The sequence below is a fragment of the Phyllobacterium sp. 0TCS1.6A genome, assembly GCF_026420825.1.
Lineage (GTDB): Bacteria > Pseudomonadota > Alphaproteobacteria > Rhizobiales > Rhizobiaceae > Phyllobacterium.
The window spans coordinates 592,530-607,484 of sequence record NZ_JAPMAB010000001.1; the positions used below are offsets into that span (position 1 = coordinate 592,530).

The following is a 14,955-nucleotide window of genomic DNA, read 5'->3' on the forward strand; positions in this document are numbered from 1 at the left end:
CTCCAAGGTTTGTTATGCCAGTTTTAAAAAACGCACGGCACGAGACGTTCGCTCAAGAGCTTGCCAAAGGCAAGACAGCGGACGAAGCCTACAGGATCGCAGGCTTTAAGCCGAACCGTGGGAATGCGGCCACACTAAAGCAGAAACAAAGCATTTCAAATCGGGTTGCTGAGCTTCTGGAGTGGGAACAGACGGTGGAGCGTAAAGCCACCGAGAAGGCCATAGATAGGCTCGCCATTACCAAGGAGCGCGTCCTGGCGGAGCTCGCCAAGATTGGTTTTGCCGACATTCGCAAGGCCATCAAATGGCAGGGCAGCCTCGTTACGGAAGAAGACAACCCCGATGGCGGTGATGTCCTCGTAATCAAGAACGTCGTCACGAACAATGTGCAGCTGGTCTCCAGCGACGATATCGATGACGACACCGCGGCAGCCATTGCCGAAATCAGCCAGAATTCGACAGGCGGAATAAAGCTGAAGCTTCACGATAAGAAGGGTGCTCTCGTCGATATCGGAAAGCATCTTGGCATGTTTGTCGAGAAGCATGAGCACTCAGGTCCCGACGGCGGCCCGATCCAAACAGAGACGAAGACATGGCGCGAGGTGCTGCGGCAAGAGACGAAGGGCTGATCGCCGCCGCAACGCTGACGAATCCAGCGCTGTTCGATTTCTGGGAGAAGGTGTTATTCGGCGAGAACGACATAGCCGTTCTTCATGGCGGGCGATCCAGTTCGAAGACCCGAGATACTGCATGTCAATTGGTGCGGCTTGTCGATCACCTACCGGTGAAGATGCGCGTCCTCTGCATCCGGCGCTTTCAGAACCGCATTCAAGAATCGGTCTACACCGAACTGAAATGGGCCATCAACCACCTTGGACTTGCCCATAGGTACGAAGTCCAGAAGACGACCATCATCCACCGGGCGACCGGATCGGAATTTATCTTCTACGGCATCGAGCGAAATCTTGAGGACATCAAGGGCACGTCAGATGTCGACATTCTGTGGGTGGAAGAAGCCGAAAAACTGACTGAGGATCAGTGGATCGTCATCGGCCCCACGATCCGTAAAGAGGACAGCTTGGCCATCCTGCTGTTCAATCCGAAGTTCGTCACCGACTATGTCTGGAAGAATTTCGTCATCAATACGCCGCCTCACTGCGTGGTGCATCAGATCAACTATACGGAAAACCCGTTTCTTTCCGAGAAGGCAAAGCGCGACATCGCAGCGATGAAATCGCGCGACCCCGAAATGTTCGAACACGTCTACGGCGGCGTTCCTCTCGGCGATAGCGAACTATCCATCTTCAAGCGCCGCTGGCTTAACGCCTGTGTTGATGCTCACCTCGTACTGGACCTCGCTCTTACCGGGCGAAACATTATCGGCTTCGACCCGGCCGACGACGGCGAGGACAAAAGCGCGACAGCCGACAAGATCGACGGCATCTTCACAGATGTTGAGGATTGGGCATCGGGCAAGGATCAGTTGGTCCAGAATGCCAAGCGCGTGTGGGCAAAGGCAAAGAATGCAGGTGCGACGGTCTCCTACGATACAATCGGTGTCGGAGCCTTCGTCGGCGGATACATTGATGAGCAGAACGAGATCAACCGCGCCAAGGTAGAACATTTTGCCTTCCATGCAGGCGGCGCGGTCATGGATCCTGACAAGCCGAGCGACGAGCAGAATGATAACAGTCCGCTCAACAAGAACGAATATCTCAATCTAAAGGCGCAAGCTTGGGCCAATACGGCGCGCAAGGCGATGCTGACCTTTAATGCGGTGACGCGAGGCCAGGCGATCAGGCCTGAGGATGTGCTGTCGTTCTCATCGGCCATGGGCACCGACAAGCTGGACGCGCTCTTCACTGAGCTGTGCGTTCCATGGTGGGTCGAGACCGAAGGCAAAAAGCGAGTTGTGCCAAAGCTCAAGCTCAAGAAGGACTTGGGCGTGAAGTCTCATAACCTCGCCGATGCAGTGATTGCGGCCGACAATGTGAATATCGAGGCCGGACCGGCCGTCGCAATGTTCTTGAGAAAGAAACACCGATGAGCGCTATCACCATGCTGGCGAACTACGCCGCCCGGCGCCTTGACGCGATGTTTCCGGGACATTTCGCAACCGCAAAGCATAATCACTACGCGGACTTTGGTTATCCGACAGACCTGAGCTTCAAGCTGCTCCACAACATGTATCTGCGCAATGGCATTGCTCATGCCGGCGTTGAGAAAACCATCCTCAAGACGTGGCAGGAATCGCCATTTCTACTCGAAAAGGAGAGGGACGGCAGCGAGGGCAAGGAAAAGGAAGAAACCAAGCTCGAGAAGGAACTTCGCCAGCGCTTTGATGATCTGCGCTTCTGGCAACATCTGGCAGAGGCCGATCGTCGGTCACTCGTGGGCGGTTATTCCGGCATCATCCTTCGCCTAGCCGACAACAAGACGTTTCAGGAGCCGGTCGACACCGTGCCAGGCGGACTACTTGGCATCGTCGAGTTGATACCGGCTTGGGAAGGCCAGTTGACGGTTTCTGAGTGGGATACCAACGAGCGGTCGGAGACCTACGGTCATCCGAAGATGTTCCAGTTCACCGAATCCGCTGTCGACAACACGCAGAAGGTGCAACGCCAGTTTTTACTCCATCCTGACCGGGTGATGGTCTGGTCCAAGGATGGCACCGTTCATTGCCGATCGATGCTCGAGCCCGGCTACAACGACCTCATGACGCTGGAGAAGATCAGCGGCGCCGGCGGCGAGGGCTTCTGGAAGAACGCAAAATCCGCGCCAGTGCTTCAGATCGACAAGGAAGCCCGCATTGAGGACATGGCAAAGGTCATGGGGGTTCCCGCTGATGAGATCGCCGACAAGATGGATGCCCAGGTAAAGGATTGGCAGGCGGGCTTTGACCAGATGCTGTTGCTTCAGGGGATTGAAGCCAAGGCACTCGGAATAACGCTGCCGTCGCCCGAGCACTTCTTCGCAATCGCGCTGCAATCCTTCGCAGCCTCGATCCCGATCCCAATGAAGATCCTTCTTGGATCGCAGACGGGCGAGCGGGCCAGCACGGAAGATGCCGAGGAATGGGCGCAGACGAACATGTCCCGCCGGAAGGGGCAAGTCATCCCGAACCTCATGAGCCTAATCAACCGGCTCGAGCGCTTCACGATCCTGCCGGAGAAAGACTGGTTTCTCGACTGGACGGATCTGACGGAAAGCTCGATCGGCGAGAAGATCGACCGCGCTGGCAAGATGGCCGACGTCAACCAGAAGATGAAGGATACGGGCGAGTTCGTGTTCACGCCCGAGGAAATCCGCGCCGCGGTGGGTTACGAGCCGCTGTCGGATGACGAGAAGTACCGGGACACAGACGATCCCGAGGACAAGGAAGGCGCTCTCACGCCTCCGGCCAAGCCCGCACCGAAGGAATAAGCAATGAAGCACGTCCGTGTGAATATCCGGTCAGTCGCCAACGCGGCTGCGGTCCGGAAGGAAAAGCGCAATGGCCGGGACGTCATCATCGTTCCAAGCGCCACGCTTCCCGATAACATCGTCATGAACGAGATCATGTATCCAGCCGACGAGATCGCCAAGAGCTTCGTCGGCCTCAATCGGACGCCGGCGCCGCTCGGTCATCCGACCGTCAACGGCAAGTTCGTCTCCGCCAGCGATCCAGAAGGCATCAACCTTGGCTGGATTGGCGCCTGGAATGAGAACGTCCGGCGCGAGAAGGGCCGCGTCTTCCTCGACAAGGTGATTGACGTCGAGATGGCCAATCGCAGCGAGGGCGGCAAGGCGGTGCTCAACGCCATTGAGAAGGGCGGGCCAATCCACACGTCCACCGGCCTCTACTGCATGATGGAAGCCGCCAATGGCGAGGTGCCCTACAAGAACATCGCTCGCGACATCGTATTCGATCACGACGCCATTCTGCTCGACGCAGAAGGCGCGGCCACCCCAGAACAGGGCGTCGGCATGCTGGTCAATGCGAAAGGTGAGCAGGAAGAAGTCGAGGTCATCAATTCCGCAATCGACGAAGCGGATCGTGATCTTGAATGGGCGCTGGACTCAGCCGTCCGAGCTCTTGAGAAGCGCCAACGTGCGCCGCTCATCGAGCGATTGAAAACCGCACTAATCGAAGCGTTCGGCTCCGAGCGGGAACCCTCTGCAAACAGAAAGGAAGCAGATATGACTGTCTCGAAAGAACAGTTTGATGAGCTTTCCGCGAAGGTGAATACCCTCTCGGAAAGCCTCGACAAGATCGGTGACACGATCGCCAACGCAGTTCAGACGGCCGTTAAGCCACTGACCGACAACCTCGAGCAGCTTCAGGCCAACCAGAGGGCCAAGGATGAAGCCGAGTTGGCTGGCCTCGTCGACGTCATCGTCAAGGCCAACATCCTCGACGAAGAGTCGGCCAAGGAACTCACCCTCAACGCAGCACGCAAGCTGGCCGAGAAGGCCAAGCCCGGCAAGGCGGCAACCATCAACGGTGCGTTCAAGCCGTCGGCCGACAAGCCTGCGTTCCAGCTTCCGGAAGGAGACAAGTAAGATGGCCCGCTACAACAAGATCTACGCTGGCCCCTATACGGAGGCCACGCCGCAGGTGCAGGAGCGGGTTTGCGCCGCTGCTGTCCTTCCCGGTACCGCACTCGTCGAATCTGGCGCGAATTTCGCCCAGGCCGGCGCTAACAGCAATCTCAAGGTTTACATCGCCCAGGACAACTACCTGTTGCTCAAGGGCGTTGACGATGCCTGGGCGGCTGGCGATCGCGTCATCGGCATGGAGATGCTCGATGAGCAGTTCTTCAATGTCCGGGTCCCGACCGGCGTCAACGTCGCCCGCGGCGCTGGCCTGACCACGAATGCCGCTGGCAAGTTCGTTCTTGCTGCCACTGGCAACCGCATCATCGCTTTCGCCGAGGAAGCATTCAACAACACCACTGGATCAGATCAGCTTGTTCGCGCTCGCGCGGCCAAGGGTAATCTGGCAGCCGCATAAGGAGAGCCCGACATGCGCTATTTTGATTCCCAGCTCGTCGCCAACTCTCGTATTCATGCGGGTTGGTGGGACGAGGTATCTGCGGACCGCGAATGGTTCCATCAGAGCGAGGATGCACTTGCCGCCGTGCGCAATGCTGCCGCCGTCCTGCCACGCGATGCTTGGCTCGACCTCGATGGCATTACGCGCCGCGTCATGCGCAACGATGAAGGTCAGGTCTACATGGCCGACCTCATGCCGCTTGCGAAGGCGGTCAACATCGGCAAGCTTGTCCACCTCAACCGCGTGTCTTCGGACGCCGGCACGGTGTTCCGCTCGATGTCCGGTCAGGTGCCGGTTTCTCTCGACAAGGTCACCTATGACTATCGGGGCGCACCGGTTCCCATCTTCTCGACCGCTTACGGCCGTGAATGGCGCGAGTGGAATACGCTGCAGTCTGAGAACTTCGACGCTCTGTCGGACGACCAGGAAGCCCATACCGCGAAAATCCGCCGTGACATGGCGCTCTATGCCCTCGACGGTGATTCCACGATCGTCGTGAGCGGGTACCAGGCGTACGGCATTCGTACTTCTCCGCTCTCCAAGGCCATCAACCTCGGAGCAGCGGCCGGTGGTGCGGACATCGACCTGACCACGGCGACCGCCGATGAGATCGATGCGTTCTTCTCGGGACCGTTCGGCGCCATGCTCGACGCGAACCTGATCACTGGCAAGGTGAACCTTTACATCTCGCCGGAGATCGCTCGCGCTTGGGACAAGGCATACTCCGCGGCGGCCGGCTTCAAGCCCGGCACCATCATGGAGTTCGTCGCCAAGAACCGGCGCATCAACAAGATCGCCGTGACGTATGAGCTTTCCGGCAATGCGTTCTTCGGTTTTGTTCCGAGCGCTGACTACATCCGCCCGTTGGTCGGTATGGCCGTCAACACAACTGCCAAGACCCGCCAGAACCCGACCGACAACTATCAGTTCCTCATCATGGGAGCGATGGGCATCGAGATCCGGGCCGACTTCAATGGAAAGTCGGGCGTGTTCTACTCGACCGACATCGATTGATCCATTGCCTCGCCTTCGGGCGGGGCTTTCCCTTTCACTCATGGCTTGAGGATGAGCACATGAAAATCAAGATCACCAAGGGCGGGATATTCGGCGCTGATGGCGAGATCGCTGTCGGCACCACATTGACCGTCAAGGAAGAGCCGACGGGCTGGGCTGGCCGTTATGAGATCATTTCCGGCTCTACGGAAGGCAAGACTGCCGTAACCGCCGCCGCTGGAACTGAGGCAAAGACTGCAGAGCAGGTCCTTGAACTCAAGGACGGCAACTTCATGTCATTCAAGTCGGAAGCGAAGAAGCTGCTCGGTGGCGATACTCCCGGCACCAAAGAAGAGATCATCGCCGCTCTCGAAGATCTGGCCACGAAGCCCTGACAACAAGCCCGGCTGGCAACGGCCGGGCCATATTTTGGAGAATACCCATGGCTGGCTATGGCACTGACCCGCAATTCGAGCAGTGGTTGAGCGAGAACGGTTATTCGCTCCCTGAGGGTGCTCCGGCGCCGGCTGTCCTGCGTCAGCGTGGCAGTCAGTATATCGACAGCCTGTATGGAGCGCGGTTCGTTGGTGAACCTGTCGATCCTTTCACACAAGAGCGCGCGTGGCCACGCAAGGGCGCGATCGTCGGCGGCGTCGCCATCCCTGAAGCCACCATTCCCAATGCTGTCATATATGCCAGCTTCTATGCCGCCTATCAGGAGGCGACCAATCCCGGCAGTTTGAGTGCCGTCGGTTCGTCAACGACCACCGTGAAGCGCGAGAAGGTCGGCGAACTCGAGGTTGAATATCAAAGCTCGTCGAGCAGCGGTTCGCTTGTCGACGGGCTTACCCCCATCATGACTGTAGTCGACGGAATGCTCGCCCCGTATCTGCGTATCGTTCCGGCTCAGTCCATTGGAATTTGGTCGATAGGCTGATGGCAAAGTTCGATTACTCCCGGCCAGTCGATACGGCACTGCGCCTAATCGACAAGTACGGCCAGGCAGGGCAGATCATCCGCGATGTTCCGGGTTCTGGACCTGAATGGGATCCGGGCGATCCGGTACCGACGCCATATCCCTGCACGCTGGCCGTGCTCAAGTTCGACAACAAGGACATCGACGGCACCCTGATCAAGGCGACCGACAAGAAGGTCTACATCGCTGCCAAGGGATTAGGCATCATTCCAATAACGACGGATCGGCTCATGATTGGAACAACGGCGCACACCATTATTCGAGTGCTGCCGCTCAATCCGGCAGGTGTCACCGTCTACTATGAAATGCAGGCGAGGGCATAAGATTGGCCAGCAACCGTAGTATCTTCGAGCAGTTGCTGGATAAATACGATCAGCGGCTTGCCGAGGCGTTTTTCCAGGGCATTGACGCAATCAAGTCAGGTATCACGCTTCGCATCGTGGCCGAGCGGCTTGAGAAGGGTGACATCGCCGGCGCTATCGATGCGATGCACCTCGAGCCGGAAGCATTCTCAGCGTTGGAGGTCGCGCTTACCGAGGCGTACAACGCCGGCGGCACTAGCCTTGTCGAGAACCTGCCGAGGATCAAGGATCCGGAAGGCAACCGCGTCATCTTCCGCTTTGGTGTCCGCAACCCGGAAGCCGAGGCAGAGCTGAGGTTTCATTCCTCGCAACTCGTCTCACGCATCGTCGAAGATCAGCGGACAGCCATCCGCCAGGCGCTGCAGGAGGGATTCTCAGCCGGCCGCAACCCGAACTCGATTGCTCTCGATGTCGTCGGACGGATCAACCGCGTTACCGGCAAGCGGGAGGGTGGAATAATCGGCCTGACGGCGCCACAGGAGCGCTTTGTGTCATCGGCGCGGGCCGAACTGCTCTCGGGCGATGCAACGCTTCTCCGGAACTACCTGTCGCGCCAGCGGCGGGATAAGCGCTTTGATCGCACCGTCGCGGCCGCCATTCGTGAGGGTAGGGCCATCCCTGCCGATGTGGTCGCCCGGATGGTGGGCAGATATTCCGACCGCCTGTTGGTGCTCAGGGGTGAGACGCTCGCAAGAACCGAGACCATGACTGCGATCGGCACGGCACGCGAGAACGCAATCCAACAGCAGATCAGTGCCGGCAAGGTTGATGCCACTGACGTGCAGAAGATTTGGCGATCGGCCGGCGACAGTCATGTCCGCCATACGCATCGGACACTGAACGGCAAGGCAGTGGGCATCGAAGAAGCATTTCAGAGCCCGTCGGGCGCAACGCTACGCTATCCCGGCGATCCTCGGGCGCCAAGCAATGAGAGAATCGGCTGCCGCTGCCACCTGGAGTACAAGATCGATTATTTCGCGTCGGTCATCCGGCGCTACAGGGCGGCGTGATCTGGAAAAAAGGCGAGCCGCCGAGCGTTGGAGACAACTCGACGGCTCTACCAAGACAACGCAAGAGCGTTGTATGGCGACAGAATATGGGCAACTGGAGTATGGCGCAAGGTAATCCAGATCGCAAATACCTCAGATTATTTAGGCTCAAACAGCGGACGTTCGCCGAAGGACTTGGAGGGGGTGGAATGATGGCGAAACTCTCCTTCAGTGCTCAGGTCGCGGCCTTCGCGGAAAAGATACCGGGAGCGGTCGAAGCCGTTTTCAAGGAATCTGTTCAAGAAGTAGTAGAGGAAATGCAAAGGCCTGTCGCACAAGGGGGGCGTCTTCGCGTAGATACGGGATTTCTACGAGCTTCCTTGATGGCGTCGACGGCTGCAATGCCTTCCATCAACTCGAGAAAATCACCGGTCGATGGCGCGAGCTACAGCTATGACGGCGGGCAGATCGAAGCGGTTATCCTCGGCGCCGACATCAATGACACCCTGTTCTTCGGCTATACCGCTGCCTATGCCGGGCATCGGGAATACGGTTCAAACGGTCAGGCACCGGATGCGTTCGTTCGCTCGGCAGCGCAGCGGTGGGATACGATTGTCGAGAACAAGGCGAGGGAGCTTAAGGCTCGCTTGGGTCTTTGACAGCGATGTTCCTGTCGCATTCCTCATCCATGGCCTTGAGCAACCCCATCTGAACCAAGGCGATAGCACGGCGCGCAGCCTTAAGGCTGGTATCGCCGCGCACGGTCTCTCCGTCCTCGCGGCCCAATGCCAGAAGGGCTGAGTGCAACCGCTCATATGCCTGTTTGTCTGAGAGCTTATCGGCCATTGCCGAAGGATTAACACGATGGCCGCGACTGTAGAAGCGACAATTGCCGAGCTGCTGTTTGCGAGGGCCGCCGCCTTGGTCCTCAATCCGGCGCTTCCGGTAGCCTATCCTGGTCGATCATTCACCGCGCCGGCCGGTCCATATCTGCGCGTAGACTTCATACCAAACCGCACGGACAATTTCGGCCTCGCCGATGATGCCACGGCCCGTCATCAGGGAATTCTGCAGGTGATGGCGATCTATCCCGTCGGCGCGGGCGTCATTAAGGCCACAGACACCGGCGGGCTGATCGCCTCGCACTTTGCCAAGGGAACGATCCTCTACGGCTCCGGCGTCAAGCTCAAGGTCTACCAGAAGCCGAGCGTCGGCGGCCCGCTTATCGAGCCGGACAGGATCAATGTGCCGGTAACAATCCTCTGGCGCAGCTTCAACTGAATTCCGGAAATCCGGTCTAACCCGCCCCGACAGGGGTTTTATGGAAAGGAAAACCCCATGGCCATTACGACAGCCACTGGCGCGAAATATTTTATCGGCGGCACGACCGCGATCGACTACACGACCGACGCAACTGCAATCGCTGATTTCGAGGCGCTGACCTGGGTCGAGGTCAAGGAAGTCGAAGATGGCGGCGAGTTCGGCGATGAATCCTCCGATGTTACCTTCCAGTCGCTTGGCGACGGCCGCGTTCGCCATCTCAAGGGCGCCCGCGATGCAGGAACGATTGCCCTCGTTGTCGGCGATGATCCGCTCGATCCGGGCCAGATTGCCATGCGCGCGGCCGAAAAGACCAAGTTCCAGTACAATTTCAAGGTCGAATACGAGGATGCTCCGAGCGCTCAATACGAGAACAGCGTCGATTATTTCCGCGGGCTGGTGATGTCCGGCCGGAAGAACGTCGGCACCGGCGACAACGTGCTTCGCCGGACCTTCAATATCGGCATCTCGACCGAAATCCTCACCGTCGATACGGCTCTCATCACTCCCTAATCCTCAACAACGGCCGGTCTTGAGCCGGCCATCTCCACGGAGCAATCATGTTTGATCTTTCCCAGTTCGATGGTCTCGCCGCCAAGCTCGAAGAAGGCTTTGATCTCGATATTCTTCACCCTGCAACGGGCGAAAAGACCGGTCTTGTTGTCAAGGTGGTGTCTTATCGATCGGAGCGCGTGAAGCGCGTCCAGCGCCGGCTTGCCAATGAGGCACTGCGCGAAGGCAAGAAGAACCCGAAGAAGATCGGCACAGTCGAGGAGATCGAGGAGCGCACCAACGAGATCGTTGCTGCGTCCATTATCGGCTGGAACCTGACGCAAGGCGGCAAGTCCGTCGAATGCACGCCGGATAACGTGCTGAAGGTCATTTCCAACCCGGATTATTTCTTCATCTCCGAGCAGGTCGATAAGGCGGCGGATGAAGACGCACATTTCGTGAAGCCCTCGCAGAAGAGCTGATCGACTTCGCAAGGGCGCATTTTACGCCGCGGCGGAAGAATGATCCGGTGCCGGTGCCGCCCGACTATACCGATTACATCTGGGATTGGTTCGTCCAGCTCCACAATTCGAGATCGATCGGCTTCAGTGCCAACCCGATCAGCTTCCTTGAGCTCGAGGCGTTCTGCCGGATCACAGGCGCCTTGATCAGCCCGTGGGAGCTGTCAGTCCTTCGCCGCATCGATCAGGCGGTACTCGGCATCATCAACAAGACCGACAAGCAGGCGCCAAGCGAGAGCCAGGCCACGACTGCTGATGTTGCGGAAGCAAAGCTTCGCATCAGAGGCGCGGTTGCAAATCGCCGCGTGGTTCAGCGCAACAAGGAATAGAACATGCCGGACATTGCTCAACTTGGCGTGGAAGCGAAGGCAAGCGGCGTCGAACAGACGGCGAGGGCGCTTGATCGGCTGACCGGCGCTGCCAAGCGTGTCGAGGCGGCAACGGACGCTATCGGCCCGACGTCGAGCAGGGCAGGCGCAATGGCATCGCAGGCCGCCCAGGCTCATGCCACGGCACTGAATGCCGAAGCTGCTGCCGCAACCCGCGCCTCCAATGCGATGAAGGCTCACGCCTCGGCTGTCAGCACTAGCGGCCGGCAATTGGTTGGGGCCAATACGAACGTCGCCAATCTCGCGGCCCAGTTTCAGGACATTGGCGTTTCGGCTGCCATGTCAATGAACCCGCTGCAGATAGCATTGCAGCAGGGAACGCAGATCAGCGCTGTTCTCGGTCCAATGGGAGCCGCAGGCGCACTCAGGAGCTTGGGCACCGCCTTCCTTTCCGTAATCTCGCCGGTCAGCCTGGTGACGATCGGATTGGTTGCGGCGGCCGCGGCCGGTCTACAGATGGTGGATTGGGCCAAGACTGGTGCGGCTGCACTTGTGGGCCTTGCCGACAGTCTGGAAGTCATTGCTCCCTACGCGATCGGTGCGGCCGCTGCCTTGGCACTGCTCTACGCCCCGACCATAATCGCCGGAGTTGTGCAGGTCATTGCGCTGCTCGGCAGAATTGCTGTAGCCGCGACCATTGCCGCTGCTGCTATGATAGCGGCTAATCCCGGTCTTGCATTCATTGTCGGCATCACCGCAGCCGTCGCGGCGGCCAATATGTTCCGAGACGAGCTCACGAAGATATTCGGAATGGATATCGTCGCTGCTGCAAAGGATGGCGTTAATTCGCTCATCGCGACCTTTGTCGGCGCCTATCGCGGCATCAAGGCGACATGGAGTGCATTGCCGGCCGCGCTCGGCGATATCGTCTATTTGACCGCCAACGCCACGATCAAAGGCGTTGAAACAATGATCAATGCCGTCATCAAGCTCATGAACGATTATATCGGCGGCGCCTACAACAGCATCTCGGGTTTCGCCAGCAAGGTGGGGGTCGATATCGGCAAGTTCGGCGGGATAGGCGAGGTTTCCTTCGGCGGTGTTGCCAATCCCTATGCGGGTCAGGCAGCCGGCGTCGATAAGGCGGTCGCGGATGCAATCAAGGCTGCGCAAGGGCAGGATTATCTCGGCGACTTCGGAGCAGCGATCGCGAATGGCGCTTCCGCTGCATCGGGCAAGTTGAAAGAGCTTGCGAAGTCTTTGACCGATGTCGATGAAAAATCAAAGAAAAAGGGGAGCAAGGGCGGCAAGACCGATGCGGAACGCTACGAGGATATCGTCAGGGGAGCCGAACGTCGCATCGCCTCGCTGAAGGCGGAACAAGCGGCTGTCGGACTGACGGAAGAAGCTGCAGCCAGGTTGCGCTATGAGCAGGATCTGCTCAACCAGGCTCAGCGGGCCGGCATCGAGCTAACGGCAGCCCAGAAGACGGAACTTGCAGGTTTGGCCGGCAGCATGGCTTCGATAGAAGCTGCCACCAGAAAGGCGCAGGATGCTCTCGATCTGGCGAAGGACGTCAGCAACGGCTTCCTCTCCGATTTGCGCAGCGGCTTGCAGAACGGCGAGGGCTTCTGGAAGTCCTTCGGAAATGCCGCTTTGAACGTGCTCAACAAGATCATCGACAAGATACAGACGGATTTCGTCGATGCGATCTTCTCTGTCGGCGGAAGCGGCAGCGGAGGCTTTCTCAGCTCATTGTTCGGCGGGCTGTTCGGTGGCGGTTTCAAGGTTACGCCAGGTGCTGGCCTGTTTGCCTCGGGCGGCTATACCGGCAACGGCGCGGCCAGCCAGGCCGCCGGCATCGTCCATGGCGGTGAGTTCGTGTTTTCCAAGAAGGCGACCGACAGGATTGGTATCGGCAACCTTGAAGCCATGCACAACCGCGCTAAAGGCTATGCCAGCGGCGGCTATGTACCGACGATGACAAGCACTCCGTCCGCCCCTGCTGCCAACAGCAATGCACCGCAAGGCATTCATGTGACGATCGGCTGGGCGCCGGGCTCCGATGGCGATCTCAAGCCGGTCATCAAGTCGATCGCGCGCCAGGAGGCAAGCTCCGTCTCTACCGCCCAGATCGACCAGTATAATCGCCATGTGCTGCCCGAGCGTGTCAATCAGATCAATGAAGACCCACGGGCGAGGGGATAGCGATGGCACTGACCTATCCCCTTTCGCTGGCTCAGTTCGCCGAGAAACTCAACATTGCATCGGTGACCTGGCAGTTGAAGGAACAACAACAGCTGACCGGCCTTGGATCGGGGGAAATCCTTGCCGCCAATATGGCACCTCCACGTGTTGAAGCGCAGGTCGATATCAACCCGATGTATCATGAGGACGCCGCCGAGGTTCAAGCGCTTATCGAAGCGCTGGACGGTGCTCTTGGTACGTTCTACCTGCACAGCCCGCAGAAGGCTTATCCTCGCATGGACCCGACAGGATCAATCCTCGGCGCGTCTAGCGTCACCATTGACAGTTTGGTGTCGAACAACAAGGAAATGCGTCTGGCGGGGCTTCCGGCCGGCTACGTTCTCTCCGGCGGCGATCTCCTGTCATTCAACTATGGCACGAACCCTGTCCGGCGGGCGCTCCATCGCATCGTCCTGCCTGTCACCGCCTCCGGTACGGGTGTGACGCCACTCTTTGAGGTTCGGCCCTATATCCGGCCAGGTGCCGGTACTGGACTTGCCGTCACGCTAATAAAGGCCGCCGCAAAAGTGAAGATGATACCGGACAGTTTCAATCCAGGCACGAATGACAGCGACGGGATAACCCGCGGCATGTCGTTCCAGGTGCGGCAAACTCTTTAAGGTCGATCATGCGTGATAATGATCCTGCTGTATCGGCCCACCTGCAGAGCCGACAGGGTGTAAACCCGCGTTCGCTCGTTTGGATCACGGCAAAGAATAGATCATCCGGTGTCGCCGAGAGCCTCGGCTTCTGGAATGGCGACGACACCGTGGACGTGACAGTCATCAGCGGCACGACAGGCTTTCCGGTGACGAGGACGTATCACGGCTGGGGCGCGCTGCTATCAATCGACCCCGTGCCTCTCGTCTCCGACCTTTCCATTCGGACAATCCAGATCGGCTTGAGCCCGATTTCCGAAGAGGTGCGCCTTGCCATCCGCCAGTACGATGCGCGCCTCGCGCCGATCGAGGTCCACCGCGGCTTTCTCGGGCCCGATAATCAGATACTGATCGCCAATCCCCGGCCTCGCTTCGTCGGCTGGGTCAATGGCGCGCCGATCGATACTCCAGCCGCGAAAGGCGAGGGCAAGGTAGCCCTTTCCGTTGTCTCCCACACGCGCGCACTGACCAAGATCAATCCGGCCAAGAGATCCGACGAGACGCAGAAGCTTCGTGGAAACGACCGCTTCCGCAAATACTCCGACGTGGCAGGCCAGTGGACGTTCTTCTGGGGCGAACACAACAAGGTCAATGGCAACTAGGAGCGCCGTATGCCCGAGCGTTATTCATTCTGGCGGCCTGCCTTGGCCGAATACATCGACGCGTCGATGCAGAAGCCGTTCCAGTGGTCGGAGCACGATTGCGCGGTCTTCGCAGCGGGTGCTGTCGAGGCAATGACTGGCGAGGATTTCGCCGCGCCGTATCGTGGCAAATACAAGACGCTCAAGGGCGGGCTCGGACTGCTCAAGCGTAAGGGCTTCGCCAACCATGCCGAGCTTGCAGCATCACTGCTCGAGGAAATCCCTATCTCTTTCGCCTCTGTCGGCGATATTGCCGCCGTGAAGGTATCGACGGGCGGATTCTATGCGCTCGGCGTCGTCAACGGCCCGCGCATCTATCTTTGCCGCCCGGACAGCCTTGGGCTTGGAACGGCCGACCTCTTGACCGCTGAAAGGGCCTTCAGGGTCTAGT

Annotated in this window: 19 protein-coding genes; all 19 read left to right on the forward strand. The window is 58.7% G+C overall.

Annotation, left to right across the window (positions count from 1 at the left end; genetic code table 11):
- Window positions 1–14 precede the first annotated feature (14 nt).
- The 19 genes from OSJ75_RS02905 to OSJ75_RS02995 all read left to right on the forward strand — a co-directional run bounded on the left by OSJ75_RS02905 (window position 15) and on the right by OSJ75_RS02995 (window position 14,954).
- Window positions 15–629 carry a terminase small subunit gene (locus tag OSJ75_RS02905; RefSeq protein ID WP_267226854.1) on the forward strand — a complete coding sequence of 205 codons (615 nt, stop codon included), beginning with the start codon at window positions 15–17 and terminating at the stop codon, window positions 627–629.
- Entirely contained in the window at window positions 593–2,047 is a 1,455-nt protein-coding gene (locus OSJ75_RS02910; RefSeq protein WP_267226857.1) for a PBSX family phage terminase large subunit, read from the forward strand. Before OSJ75_RS02905 ends, OSJ75_RS02910 begins: the two co-directional genes overlap by 37 nt.
- The gene (locus OSJ75_RS02915; protein WP_267226859.1) at window positions 2,044–3,423 is read left to right on the forward strand and encodes an anti-CBASS protein Acb1 family protein; all 1,380 of its coding nucleotides are present in this window, start codon (window positions 2,044–2,046) and stop codon (window positions 3,421–3,423) included. Before OSJ75_RS02910 ends, OSJ75_RS02915 begins: the two co-directional genes overlap by 4 nt.
- A gap of 123 nt (window positions 3,424–3,546) precedes the next feature.
- The gene (locus tag OSJ75_RS02920; protein WP_267226860.1) at window positions 3,547–4,542 is read left to right on the forward strand and encodes a hypothetical protein; all 996 of its coding nucleotides are present in this window, start codon (window positions 3,547–3,549) and stop codon (window positions 4,540–4,542) included.
- A 1-nt stretch (window position 4,543) separates the two neighbouring features.
- Window positions 4,544–4,993 (forward strand): hypothetical protein, encoded by a 450-nt coding sequence (locus OSJ75_RS02925; RefSeq protein WP_267226861.1) that lies wholly within the window; start codon window positions 4,544–4,546, stop codon window positions 4,991–4,993.
- 12 nt (window positions 4,994–5,005) lie between these two features.
- Window positions 5,006–6,049, forward strand: coding sequence for a major capsid protein (locus tag OSJ75_RS02930; RefSeq protein WP_267226862.1), 1,044 nt, complete (start codon window positions 5,006–5,008; stop codon window positions 6,047–6,049).
- A 59-nt stretch (window positions 6,050–6,108) separates the two neighbouring features.
- A complete protein-coding gene (locus OSJ75_RS02935; protein ID WP_267226863.1) occupies window positions 6,109–6,423 on the forward strand; it encodes a hypothetical protein in 315 nt (104 codons plus the stop codon).
- A gap of 47 nt (window positions 6,424–6,470) precedes the next feature.
- On the forward strand, window positions 6,471–6,965 hold the full coding sequence (locus tag OSJ75_RS02940) for a DnaT-like ssDNA-binding protein (RefSeq protein WP_267226864.1): 495 nt from the start codon (window positions 6,471–6,473) through the stop codon (window positions 6,963–6,965).
- A complete protein-coding gene (locus tag OSJ75_RS02945; protein WP_267226865.1) occupies window positions 6,965–7,327 on the forward strand; it encodes a hypothetical protein in 363 nt (120 codons plus the stop codon). The genes OSJ75_RS02940 and OSJ75_RS02945 overlap by 1 nt, the downstream gene beginning before the upstream one ends.
- A 2-nt stretch (window positions 7,328–7,329) precedes the next feature.
- On the forward strand, window positions 7,330–8,376 hold the full coding sequence (locus OSJ75_RS02950; protein WP_267226866.1) for a phage minor head protein: 1,047 nt from the start codon (window positions 7,330–7,332) through the stop codon (window positions 8,374–8,376).
- Between the two features lie 191 nt (window positions 8,377–8,567).
- Entirely contained in the window at window positions 8,568–9,014 is a 447-nt protein-coding gene (locus OSJ75_RS02955; protein ID WP_267227038.1) for an HK97 gp10 family phage protein, read from the forward strand.
- Window positions 9,015–9,219: 205 nt separating this feature from the next.
- Window positions 9,220–9,636 (forward strand): phage tail terminator-like protein, encoded by a 417-nt coding sequence (locus OSJ75_RS02960; RefSeq protein ID WP_267226867.1) that lies wholly within the window; start codon window positions 9,220–9,222, stop codon window positions 9,634–9,636.
- A 57-nt stretch (window positions 9,637–9,693) separates the two neighbouring features.
- Window positions 9,694–10,188, forward strand: a complete 495-nt coding sequence (locus tag OSJ75_RS02965) for a phage tail tube protein (RefSeq protein ID WP_267226868.1) — start codon at window positions 9,694–9,696, stop codon at window positions 10,186–10,188.
- 47 nt (window positions 10,189–10,235) lie between these two features.
- A complete protein-coding gene (locus tag OSJ75_RS02970; protein WP_267226869.1) occupies window positions 10,236–10,649 on the forward strand; it encodes a hypothetical protein in 414 nt (137 codons plus the stop codon).
- 47 nt (window positions 10,650–10,696) lie between these two features.
- Window positions 10,697–11,017: a hypothetical protein gene (locus tag OSJ75_RS02975; RefSeq protein ID WP_267226870.1), complete on the forward strand. Its 321-nt coding sequence runs from the start codon at window positions 10,697–10,699 to the stop codon at window positions 11,015–11,017.
- 3 nt (window positions 11,018–11,020) lie between these two features.
- Entirely contained in the window at window positions 11,021–13,225 is a 2,205-nt protein-coding gene (locus tag OSJ75_RS02980) for a phage tail length tape measure family protein (RefSeq protein WP_267226871.1), read from the forward strand.
- A gap of 2 nt (window positions 13,226–13,227) precedes the next feature.
- Window positions 13,228–13,884, forward strand: coding sequence for a hypothetical protein (locus OSJ75_RS02985; RefSeq protein ID WP_267226872.1), 657 nt, complete (start codon window positions 13,228–13,230; stop codon window positions 13,882–13,884).
- 8 nt (window positions 13,885–13,892) lie between these two features.
- Window positions 13,893–14,525: a hypothetical protein gene (locus tag OSJ75_RS02990; RefSeq protein ID WP_267226873.1), complete on the forward strand. Its 633-nt coding sequence runs from the start codon at window positions 13,893–13,895 to the stop codon at window positions 14,523–14,525.
- Between the two features lie 9 nt (window positions 14,526–14,534).
- Window positions 14,535–14,954, forward strand: coding sequence for a DUF6950 family protein (locus OSJ75_RS02995; protein WP_267226874.1), 420 nt, complete (start codon window positions 14,535–14,537; stop codon window positions 14,952–14,954).
- Window position 14,955: the final 1 nt, after the last annotated feature.

Coding starts and splice junctions, on each gene's coding strand:
- OSJ75_RS02920 (WP_267226860.1), top strand. CDS start 3,547: ATGAACGAGATCATGTATCCAGCCGACGAGATCGCCAAGAGCTTCGTC.
- OSJ75_RS02910 (WP_267226857.1), top strand. CDS start 593: ATGGCGCGAGGTGCTGCGGCAAGAGACGAAGGGCTGATCGCCGCCGCA.
- OSJ75_RS02905 (WP_267226854.1), top strand. CDS start 15: ATGCCAGTTTTAAAAAACGCACGGCACGAGACGTTCGCTCAAGAGCTT.
- OSJ75_RS02995 (WP_267226874.1), top strand. CDS start 14,535: ATGCCCGAGCGTTATTCATTCTGGCGGCCTGCCTTGGCCGAATACATC.
- OSJ75_RS02980 (WP_267226871.1), top strand. CDS start 11,021: ATGCCGGACATTGCTCAACTTGGCGTGGAAGCGAAGGCAAGCGGCGTC.
- OSJ75_RS02935 (WP_267226863.1), top strand. CDS start 6,109: ATGAAAATCAAGATCACCAAGGGCGGGATATTCGGCGCTGATGGCGAG.
- OSJ75_RS02960 (WP_267226867.1), top strand. CDS start 9,220: ATGGCCGCGACTGTAGAAGCGACAATTGCCGAGCTGCTGTTTGCGAGG.
- OSJ75_RS02925 (WP_267226861.1), top strand. CDS start 4,544: ATGGCCCGCTACAACAAGATCTACGCTGGCCCCTATACGGAGGCCACG.
- OSJ75_RS02915 (WP_267226859.1), top strand. CDS start 2,044: ATGAGCGCTATCACCATGCTGGCGAACTACGCCGCCCGGCGCCTTGAC.
- OSJ75_RS02940 (WP_267226864.1), top strand. CDS start 6,471: ATGGCTGGCTATGGCACTGACCCGCAATTCGAGCAGTGGTTGAGCGAG.
- OSJ75_RS02985 (WP_267226872.1), top strand. CDS start 13,228: ATGGCACTGACCTATCCCCTTTCGCTGGCTCAGTTCGCCGAGAAACTC.
- OSJ75_RS02945 (WP_267226865.1), top strand. CDS start 6,965: ATGGCAAAGTTCGATTACTCCCGGCCAGTCGATACGGCACTGCGCCTA.
- OSJ75_RS02970 (WP_267226869.1), top strand. CDS start 10,236: ATGTTTGATCTTTCCCAGTTCGATGGTCTCGCCGCCAAGCTCGAAGAA.
- OSJ75_RS02955 (WP_267227038.1), top strand. CDS start 8,568: ATGGCGAAACTCTCCTTCAGTGCTCAGGTCGCGGCCTTCGCGGAAAAG.
- OSJ75_RS02965 (WP_267226868.1), top strand. CDS start 9,694: ATGGCCATTACGACAGCCACTGGCGCGAAATATTTTATCGGCGGCACG.
- OSJ75_RS02930 (WP_267226862.1), top strand. CDS start 5,006: ATGCGCTATTTTGATTCCCAGCTCGTCGCCAACTCTCGTATTCATGCG.
- OSJ75_RS02990 (WP_267226873.1), top strand. CDS start 13,893: ATGCGTGATAATGATCCTGCTGTATCGGCCCACCTGCAGAGCCGACAG.